The sequence below is a fragment of the Variovorax sp. VRV01 genome, from assembly GCF_014852545.1.
In the GTDB taxonomy this organism is placed as follows: Bacteria; Pseudomonadota; Gammaproteobacteria; order Burkholderiales; family Burkholderiaceae_C; genus Variovorax; species Variovorax beijingensis_A.
Genome location: NZ_JACVBS010000042.1, coordinates 1 through 7,660, shown reverse-complemented (window position 1 = coordinate 7,660; position 7,660 = coordinate 1). Strand labels below are relative to the sequence as shown.

General features: G+C 60.9%; 7 protein-coding genes, 1 pseudogene and 1 other annotated feature. All 8 genes and pseudogenes read right to left on the bottom strand.

Translation table 11 applies throughout. The features are described from left to right. Positions 1-531: 531 nt before the first annotated feature. Positions 532-1,728 carry an IS91 family transposase gene (locus IB278_RS33365; RefSeq protein WP_192328740.1) on the bottom strand — a complete coding sequence of 399 codons (1,197 nt, stop codon included), beginning with the start codon at positions 1,726-1,728 and terminating at the stop codon, positions 532-534. A gap of 9 nt (positions 1,729-1,737) precedes the next feature. Then, on the bottom strand, positions 1,738-2,610 hold the full coding sequence (locus IB278_RS33360; protein WP_192328737.1) for a tyrosine-type recombinase/integrase: 873 nt from the start codon (positions 2,608-2,610) through the stop codon (positions 1,738-1,740). A gap of 553 nt (positions 2,611-3,163) precedes the next feature. Beyond that, a pseudogene (locus IB278_RS33355) lies at positions 3,164-4,150 on the bottom strand (transposase). After that, positions 3,756-3,872: a sequence feature (AL1L pseudoknot), on the bottom strand. Its footprint overlaps the pseudogene before it by 117 nt. Before the next feature lie 127 nt (positions 4,151-4,277). Continuing rightward, complete coding sequence (locus tag IB278_RS33350; RefSeq protein WP_021009197.1) at positions 4,278-4,832, bottom strand: hypothetical protein; 555 nt, start codon at positions 4,830-4,832, stop codon at positions 4,278-4,280. Positions 4,833-4,956: 124 nt separating this feature from the next. Then, the gene (locus tag IB278_RS33345) at positions 4,957-5,250 is read right to left on the bottom strand and encodes a hypothetical protein (protein WP_192328734.1); all 294 of its coding nucleotides are present in this window, start codon (positions 5,248-5,250) and stop codon (positions 4,957-4,959) included. 99 nt (positions 5,251-5,349) lie between these two features. Beyond that, positions 5,350-5,835 (bottom strand): DUF6368 family protein, encoded by a 486-nt coding sequence (locus IB278_RS34020; RefSeq protein ID WP_225613350.1) that lies wholly within the window; start codon positions 5,833-5,835, stop codon positions 5,350-5,352. Next, the gene (locus IB278_RS33335; protein ID WP_192328728.1) at positions 5,808-6,158 is read right to left on the bottom strand and encodes a hypothetical protein; all 351 of its coding nucleotides are present in this window, start codon (positions 6,156-6,158) and stop codon (positions 5,808-5,810) included. The genes IB278_RS34020 and IB278_RS33335 overlap by 28 nt, the downstream gene beginning before the upstream one ends. A gap of 140 nt (positions 6,159-6,298) precedes the next feature. Continuing rightward, positions 6,299-7,189 carry an alpha/beta hydrolase gene (locus IB278_RS33330; protein WP_225613349.1) on the bottom strand — a complete coding sequence of 297 codons (891 nt, stop codon included), beginning with the start codon at positions 7,187-7,189 and terminating at the stop codon, positions 6,299-6,301. Positions 7,190-7,660 lie beyond the last annotated feature (471 nt).

Genomic DNA, 7,660 nt, shown 5'->3' with positions numbered 1-7,660 from the left:
CCTAAGTGCTTGCGGGGACTCTTCTGTAGACCAGTCCGAATCTCCCCGGTGTCCGCAAAAGCCGGAACGATTTGCTTCATGTTGTTGTGCGGAACAACGGGCGTTGAATGCAGCTTATCGCGCAGATCAACGGCCGCTTTGGAGCCTTCCGAAAGACGCCTTCGGTTAAGGGTTGTCCTCGGTTAAGGGTTGTCCGACACCTGCCCGTGCAACACCACGAGCCCGCGCACGACAACGGCCTGAGGGCAGGTGTTGGACAAGCCTCTAAGGAGGAAACCGCGGAATGCTCTGCTGCGGACGGGGAAGTCTACGGGCCTATGGGGATTCGGGACGCTTGGCGCGAGCTGGCTCCGATGCGGAGCTCGGAGGACGCCTCCAATGGCGCTGGTGAAGCGCAGTCAATCAAGGCCGTCGTTTGCATCGCTTGACGCCGGGACGGTCGACAAAGGGCATCACCGGACTCGAGGACCAGACTTCCTCTCATCGGCCCGATGGCAAGAAGGGTCGAAGGTTGGCTGAGCAGCTGCGTCGTCATGGTGCCCGGACCTGTGGTGGCGGCGCACGGATCGGCTGCCCGCGAGCCATCGTCAGCAAGACGATCATCGCAGCGCCGCAGTGCATGCAGACGAAGGTCGGTTGAGGATGGCAAGGCTCGGCATCCAGGCTCGCGATCTGCGCGACCGCGTCAGCCTCTTGCCCCAGTAGTTCGCGGATGCGCGCCAGGCTGGTCGCGCGATTGCCGTTGGCCAGGAATCCATAGTGTCGGATGCGATGGAAGCCGCCCGGCAGGACGTGCAAAAGGAAGCGGCGCATGAACTCATCGGCATCGAGCGTCATCGTCTTGCGCCGGGTGCGCCCCTTGGCCCGATAGTCCTTCCAACGGAAGGTGACGCCTTGTTCGTCCATGGCAACAAGGCGGCTGTTGGAGATGGCGACACGGTGCGTGTAGCGAGACAAATAGGCCAGCACAGCTTCGGGTCCGGCGAACGGTCGTTTGGCGTAGACGATCCATTCGCACTTGCGCAGCGGCGCGAGCCAGTCCGCGAAGGCGTGCGCGTCGGTCAGCGCGGCGAACTCGCCGAAGAACCGCAGGCGGCCCGCGCGATGCAGCTGTCCGAGCGCTTCGAGGAAGCGCCTTCTGAACAGGCGAGACAGCACGCGCACGGACAGGAAGAAGCCGGGCCTGCAGGCGATCCAGCGCCCGCCATCCGGCGACAGCCCCCCGCCCGGCACGATACCGTGCACATGCGGATGATGCGTCAGGGCCGATCCCCACGTGTGCAGCACCAGGGTCGCGCCGATGCTTGCACCGAGGTGCTTGGGATCGGCTGCGATGGTCAGCAGGGTCTCGGCGGCCGCATCGAGCAACAAGGCGTAGATCTCGGCCTTGTTGTAGTAGGCGATGGCGCTGATCGGCGCTGGCAAGGTGAAGACGACGTGGTAGTAGTCCACGGGCAGCAGATCGGCCTGGCGCGCCTGGAGCCAGCGCTGCGCCGCACTCGCCTGGCACTTCGGGCAATGCCGGTTGCGGCACGAGTTGTAGGCGATCTGGTCTTGCCCACAGCCTTCGCAACGCAACACGTGGCCTCCCAGCGCCGCGCTGCGGCACTGCTCGATGGCCGACATGACCTTGAGTTGGCCCAGGCTCAGGTGACCACGCTGCGCGTTGCGCCAGTCGGGACCGTGGGTGCGGAAGATGTCGGCGACTTCCAGGGCGCAGTGCGCCATGAAGACGACCTATGCAGACAGCTTCTCCAATGGACTGACGACCTCGCGCAGGACTTCGGTGGCCACGTGCGTGTAGACCGACGTGGTCTCCAGCTTCTTGTGGCCGAGCATCACCTGAATCACGCGGATGTCCACCTTCTGCTCCAACAGGTGCGTGGCGAAGCTGTGGCGCAGCGTATGCATGGTGACGCGCTTGTCGATCTTGGCCGCTTCGGCGGCGTCATGGACTGCCCGGTTGAGCTGGCGCGCGGTCAAGGGATCGACCGGGTTCTGCCCGGGGAACAGCCAACCGTTGGGCAGCATCTTGCCCTTCGCGTTCGCATACCGCCACCAGGCCCGCAGCCGCTCCAGCAGCAGCGGCGAGAGCATCGCGTAGCGATCCTTGCGCCCCTTGCCCTGCTCGACGCGCAGGGTCATGCGCTCGCTGTCGATGTCGCTGACCTTCAGCGCAACGATCTCACTCACACGAAGCCCGGTGCCGTAGGCGATGGACAGTGCCGTGTGGTACTTGAGGTTGGAGGCCGCCGCGATCAGGCGCGCGGCCTCCTCGCGGCTGAGCACCACCGGCAACTTCTGCGGCACATGTACGTAGCTCATCCGGTCCACCAGCTCGCCGCAATTGAGTGTGACGTCGAAGAAGAACTTCAATCCGGTGATGGTGGCATTGAGCGTGATCGGCGAAACGCCCCGGTCGACCAGGTGCAACTGGAACCGCCGCAGATCCTCCGCGGTGGCTGTGTCGGGGGAGCGTTGGAGGAAGCTCGCGAGGTAGCGCACAGCGCGGACGTAGGCCGATTGCGTCTTGGGGCCGAGCTTGCGCATGCGCATGTCGTCGAGCAAGCGCTGGCGCAGCGGGGACACCGCCGGTGTGGAAGGGATCATGATCGTGCTCCTGTCGAAGAACGAGGCCGATTGCCTCGGTTCCCAACATAGACAGGGGCACGATGTTTGTTAAATCACAGGCTGTGCGGCGGGCTACCGCGCGAGCGGTTTAGTCCTTGGGCCCAAAGCAGTCCCACGTTTTTCTCCGAAGCAGACGTAGAGAAATACGGCTAATGGAGAGCAGAGTCTCCGCTTTCCATATGTGGGAAGTTCTGATTCACGAATGACTTCACGAACTCGCCGGGTACGGCTGGGAGTCCCTGCACCCTCGCGGCTTCGATGTAACCGAGCCAAAAAGCACGAATCTTGTCGGGGACGGTATCGACGAAACCCATCTGTGTCGCGACTACCTCATGCCATGAACCGCTCGCACCAAATGTTTGATGGAGCTTGGGCTCAAGAGCGACAAGGACGTCTCGTTGGTCGTCGTCGAGTTCTCCAATAGCATTCAGGATGTAGCAGTCCAAGAGCCTCAAAAATGGGTTGTCGTCGTATCTACTCATCACGTTTAGTATGAATCGCCCCGGCTTTCATGGAGGCCAGTTGGTTTAAGTCATGCCGCCGTCTTGGCGGTCTGACTGGCGAGTTGCCGGTAGTAGTTTGCCTCAGCTTCTGCAGGTGGGATGTAGCCGATGGGTTCGAGCAGGCGATGGTGGTTGAACCAGGACACCCATTCGAGCGTCGCGAACTCCACCGCCTCCTTGGTCTTCCACGGTGCCCGGCGATGGATCAGCTCGGCCTTGTAGAGCCCATTGATCGTCTCGGCCAGGGCGTTGTCATAGGAATCGCCTTTGCTGCCCACTGATGGCTCAATGCCAGCCTCGCCCAGTCGTTCCGTGTACCGGATGCTGACGTATTGCGAGCCGCGATCGGAGTGACAAATCAAGCTGCCGTCGCGTTCGGGTTGACGGTCGTACAGCGCTTGCTCCAGGGCATCGAGCACGAAGTCCGTGCCCATTGAACTGCTGACCCGCCACCGCAGTGCCCTCGCGTGCCAGTTGCCTCCAGACCTTGTCGGCCCCATAGACCTGCATGTTGGCCTGCCAGACGCGCTGTATCGCCGGCATGAGGACATCGTCGCGGTGTGCTCTGGCGCAGCGCTTGTGCGGCTCACGCAGCAGCGCCGCGTGCCGCCGGTAGCCCGACGGGGCGACCTGCAAGACCTTGCAGATCGGCTCGACCCCGAAGGTGCCGCGATGCTTGTCGATGAAATCCCTCAGGACTTCAGCCGGCGGTCGAGCTCCGCCTGGGCGAAAAACGCGCTCGCCAGCTTCAGGATCTCGTTGGCCCGGCGCAGCTCCTTGACCTCGCGCTCGAGCTCCTTCATCCGCTGGGCCTCGCTGCTCTTGACGCTTTCTCGAACGCCGTTGTCGATCTCGTCTCGCTTGACCCATTCGTTCAGCGTCTGCGGCACGCAGCCGATCTTCGGTGCAATCGATTCGATCGCGGCCCACAGCGACGGGTACTCCCCACGGTGCTCTTGCACCATCCTCACCGCGCGCTCACGCACCTCGGGTGAGAACTTGTTCGACTTCTTCATGGCTCAATCCTCTCAGAGTGTTGAGCCTCCACAAAATCCGGGGCGATTCAAGCATCGAAGTTTCCGCGGCGAGTACTCAGCTGAGTTCAGATCGAATGTCGGCTCATGGCCGAATGTAGCCTTGAGGCTACGTCGTTTCTGATCCCTCAGGTAGGCGCGGTGGGAAGCGCCAGAGTGGCATTCGCGCGCCAAGAGCGAAAGCACAGAACACGACAGTCGCGATGGCACCGACTGTGAGGGTGGTGTCGATAAACGCTTCGAAGCGATGCGCGCGGCCCCATTCGTTTGAAGGATATGCGGCTTTCAAGGCCCCAAGAGCGAGCGCCGACATGACGCCAGCTGCGGCCATCAGCGCAACCGTCGCTGCACCCACGCGAGCAAGGCCAACGGAGATGGGCATCACAACACACGACGCTAACGGCAGCACAAAGATGAGAGACAAGATGAACACGTACTGGGCTCTTTCCATGCTGCCTCCGCCGAGGAGAACCACAAGCACTGACAGCACGAAACTCGCAGCGATGACTGCGCAGTAGCCCTGAGCGATCAAGCGAAGCCCCAATCGCTGGAATGACCGCTTGGCGACGCCGCGAACGAAGGCAGTCGGGAGCACAAGGATCGCGAGAAGGAGCCCCACCCCAAGAGGCGAGCTGAGATAGTGGAAGGCGAAGTCGGGAGCCATGGTCAAGGAGCTATTGTTTGCAGGTTTCTACTAGCTAATTTGAGCTCACCGGGCTATGTCCGGTGCTGGCCGGTTGCGCGCGCTGGTGCAAGTTGCTCTATATGTTGTTTGTGTGGGCACGCACTCAATCGTGGATCACAAAGTCAACGCTCATCTCAGGGTGCAGCGTCCCCAGGTCGCGCAACCAGTCGACAAGCTTGCTTGCTTCTTCAGGGAACGCCGTGGACAAGCGAGGCAGTCCGTGGACGATAAGCTGTCTCGGGAGTGCCAACTCCGGACAGCTTGAAATTCGCTCGCTGAAGAAATCCCATGTGAACTCGCGGTCAAGTGGCAAGCCCAGGAACAACGCTACAGCCTGTCGCACATACAGTGGCGATGTTGCGTGGCTCAGGTCGAGGGGCGCCTGTTCGGTGCGCATATCGATTCGCCTCTGTTCATTGCGGAGGGTCCGCTTTTGGTTGAATTCTGGCTCAGCCTCGGGCGGCTGGTCCTGGCCGGCTTGAGACGGTCGAGTTCGTCACTTGACCATCCGGAAGCTCGTGCTTCCAAGCCACGCGCGAAGTCCTTCGGGGTCGAGGACGGAGAAACAGGAAATGTGGCCCGCGGCTGTCTGATATGAAACCTTCGTGGCCTGGTCTCCGAGTTCCGAAATCTCCCCACCCAAGTCCACGACGCCAGAAGCCCGTTCAGAAAGCCAGAGCGCCATGTCACCCAAGATTCGATGGTCTTTCGAATCATTGCACATAGCGGCTAGGCCAATCTCTAGAAGCGGGGTCCAGCCAATTGCCTCGGCGATGGCGCTCATTTCATCTTTTTCTCTGGGCTCTGAAAAGAGGATGAACGGCCGGGCCTCACCCACGTAGGCCCCCCCGATTTTCCGGGTGTCATTGACCCAAAAGGAACCGCCGTCCCTATCGTTCCCGACCATCCGAACAAGGTCGTTAGTGAGTTCGCCCGAGTCGGTGACCTCGGAGCTCAGTACGGAGCAACTAGGACCTGCCATGTAGTTTTAGATGGGAATTTGAAGGAAAGATGACCGGTGGCGTGCATGGCATGCCGAGTTGGGCGACAAGGTCGAAGGTCTGGTTCTGGCCGAAGGCCGCCAAAGCATTGGCGCACCCGTTTGTAGCCCTGCACCTCGATCTCGTTGCCTCGCTGCGCGAGGGCATCCTTTGCGGCTTGGGGACTTGCGAACTCAGTGACCATGGAGTGCCCCATGGTCTTCACCTTGCCGTTCGCGGTCCACAGCGAATTGCCGAATTGGCGCAGTTCGTGAAAGTCCGTGGGCACCTCGTTTTCGAAGCGGTAGAACAGTGACCAGGTCATGGGCGGGGGAACTCCTTTGGGGGGCGACTGGTGACGGATCTGGAAGACCGCGAGTACCTCCAGCATACAAGCCGCTGGCACAGACAGCAGTGGCTGGTCAGACGTTTGCAGGGTGAGTTCGGAATTAGCTGGGCTGCGGCCTATTTGAAGATCATCGAAATCGCATCTTCAAAAGCCGGCAGATCCGTCCCGACGTGGTTCGTTGAATATGTTTTTTCCGTCAGCGTTAAGCCGGGGTAACCGCGCTGCAGCAGCTTTTCATACATCTCGCCTACCGACACATAGTTGCAGCCCACAGGGTCACCGCATCGCGCGAGGATCAACGTGGCGTTGATGGTCTTGCCTTTCTGGGTGTCGTACATCTTCTGCTCGAGGTCGTTCGTATCGTCCTTCTGAAAACCATAGGAGCCCTCAAAAGAGAGGAAGTGCGAGAAAGTGAGCGTGCCGCTGGCACCTTCGAGAAAGAGCGCATGGCCTGTCATGCTGCCGCTGAGCGAAAGCCCTGTGAGGATGCGCTTGCTCGGGTCGGAACGGTATTTGGATTCGATGAACGGCACCAGCTCCGACTTGAGAAACTCATGATAGGGAAGCGCCCCGGGAATGGTGTAGTCGGTGCTCCTGCGTATGGTGCCGCCTATCCCGATGAGGATGGCTTCGACGCGGCGGCGCTCGAGTATTTCCTTCAGATTATGGAAGCGCGAGACCGGTGCATAAAGCGCATCGCCGTCCAGCGCGTAGATAACGGGGAACGCCGCAGAGCTGCCGCTGTATGAAGGCGGCAGGTATATCTGCAGCTCGTAGGTTGCGCCGGTTTTTGCAGAGCTAATGCTCGCGGTTTCCGTTCGGCCAGCAGCCGATGGCGTGGTGGTGGGGGGCGCACCCATTACGGGCAGTATCGGCAAAGCGGCACCGCCGCCTCCGCCCCCACCTCCGCCGCCGCCGCCGCAGGCTGTCAGCGCAATGAGAAGCGCGCCGCAGACTGCGGACATGAGCGCGTAAAGACCCCCTCTGAATTGCATGGTGGCTTCCATTCTTGTCGAGGCATTCGTAACGCCTCGGATCATCGTCGCGGCATATGTCAGTGGTCAATGACCTGCGTTCGCAACCACCTCCCTGCGCGGCTCGCCGAAGTAGTTCATCGAGCCTACTTGTCTCCCTGGCAATTCAAGAAGTATCCGGTCAAGTATCGCTAGGGAACGTCTGATCAAGTCGTAAATTGGCTTGTCGGCGGATGTGCGTGTTTGGCCCGTTGCGCTCGCAGTCTCGTCTCACTGGGGATTCCGTGCGTTTGAGAGCCCATGTGGCTCATTCACGCTCCCTGCGGGCGCACCTGTCTGATCCTCAAATTTCGCGGCAATTCGAACTTCCGCTCTTAGCCGGGAACGGTAGCTGCGATGCGCACCCTGGCAGACATTGAGATATCGCCACCGGCGCTAGCCTATGCCGCTTTCGTGCTCAGCGTGACACGAAACAGCGCGCCATCCCGAAACTGATAGTGCCGT

Excerpts from the sequence above, each read along its gene's own strand:
- IB278_RS33335 (WP_192328728.1), bottom strand. The coding sequence starts at position 6,158 with ATGACCTGGTCACTGTTCTACCGCTTCGAAAACGAGGTGCCCACGGAC.
- IB278_RS33350 (WP_021009197.1), bottom strand. The coding sequence starts at position 4,832 with ATGGCTCCCGACTTCGCCTTCCACTATCTCAGCTCGCCTCTTGGGGTG.
- IB278_RS34020 (WP_225613350.1), bottom strand. The coding sequence starts at position 5,835 with ATGGCAGGTCCTAGTTGCTCCGTACTGAGCTCCGAGGTCACCGACTCG.
- IB278_RS33330 (WP_225613349.1), bottom strand. The coding sequence starts at position 7,189 with ATGGAAGCCACCATGCAATTCAGAGGGGGTCTTTACGCGCTCATGTCC.
- IB278_RS33345 (WP_192328734.1), bottom strand. The coding sequence starts at position 5,250 with ATGCGCACCGAACAGGCGCCCCTCGACCTGAGCCACGCAACATCGCCA.
- IB278_RS33365 (WP_192328740.1), bottom strand. The coding sequence starts at position 1,728 with ATGGCGCACTGCGCCCTGGAAGTCGCCGACATCTTCCGCACCCACGGT.
- IB278_RS33360 (WP_192328737.1), bottom strand. The coding sequence starts at position 2,610 with ATGATCCCTTCCACACCGGCGGTGTCCCCGCTGCGCCAGCGCTTGCTC.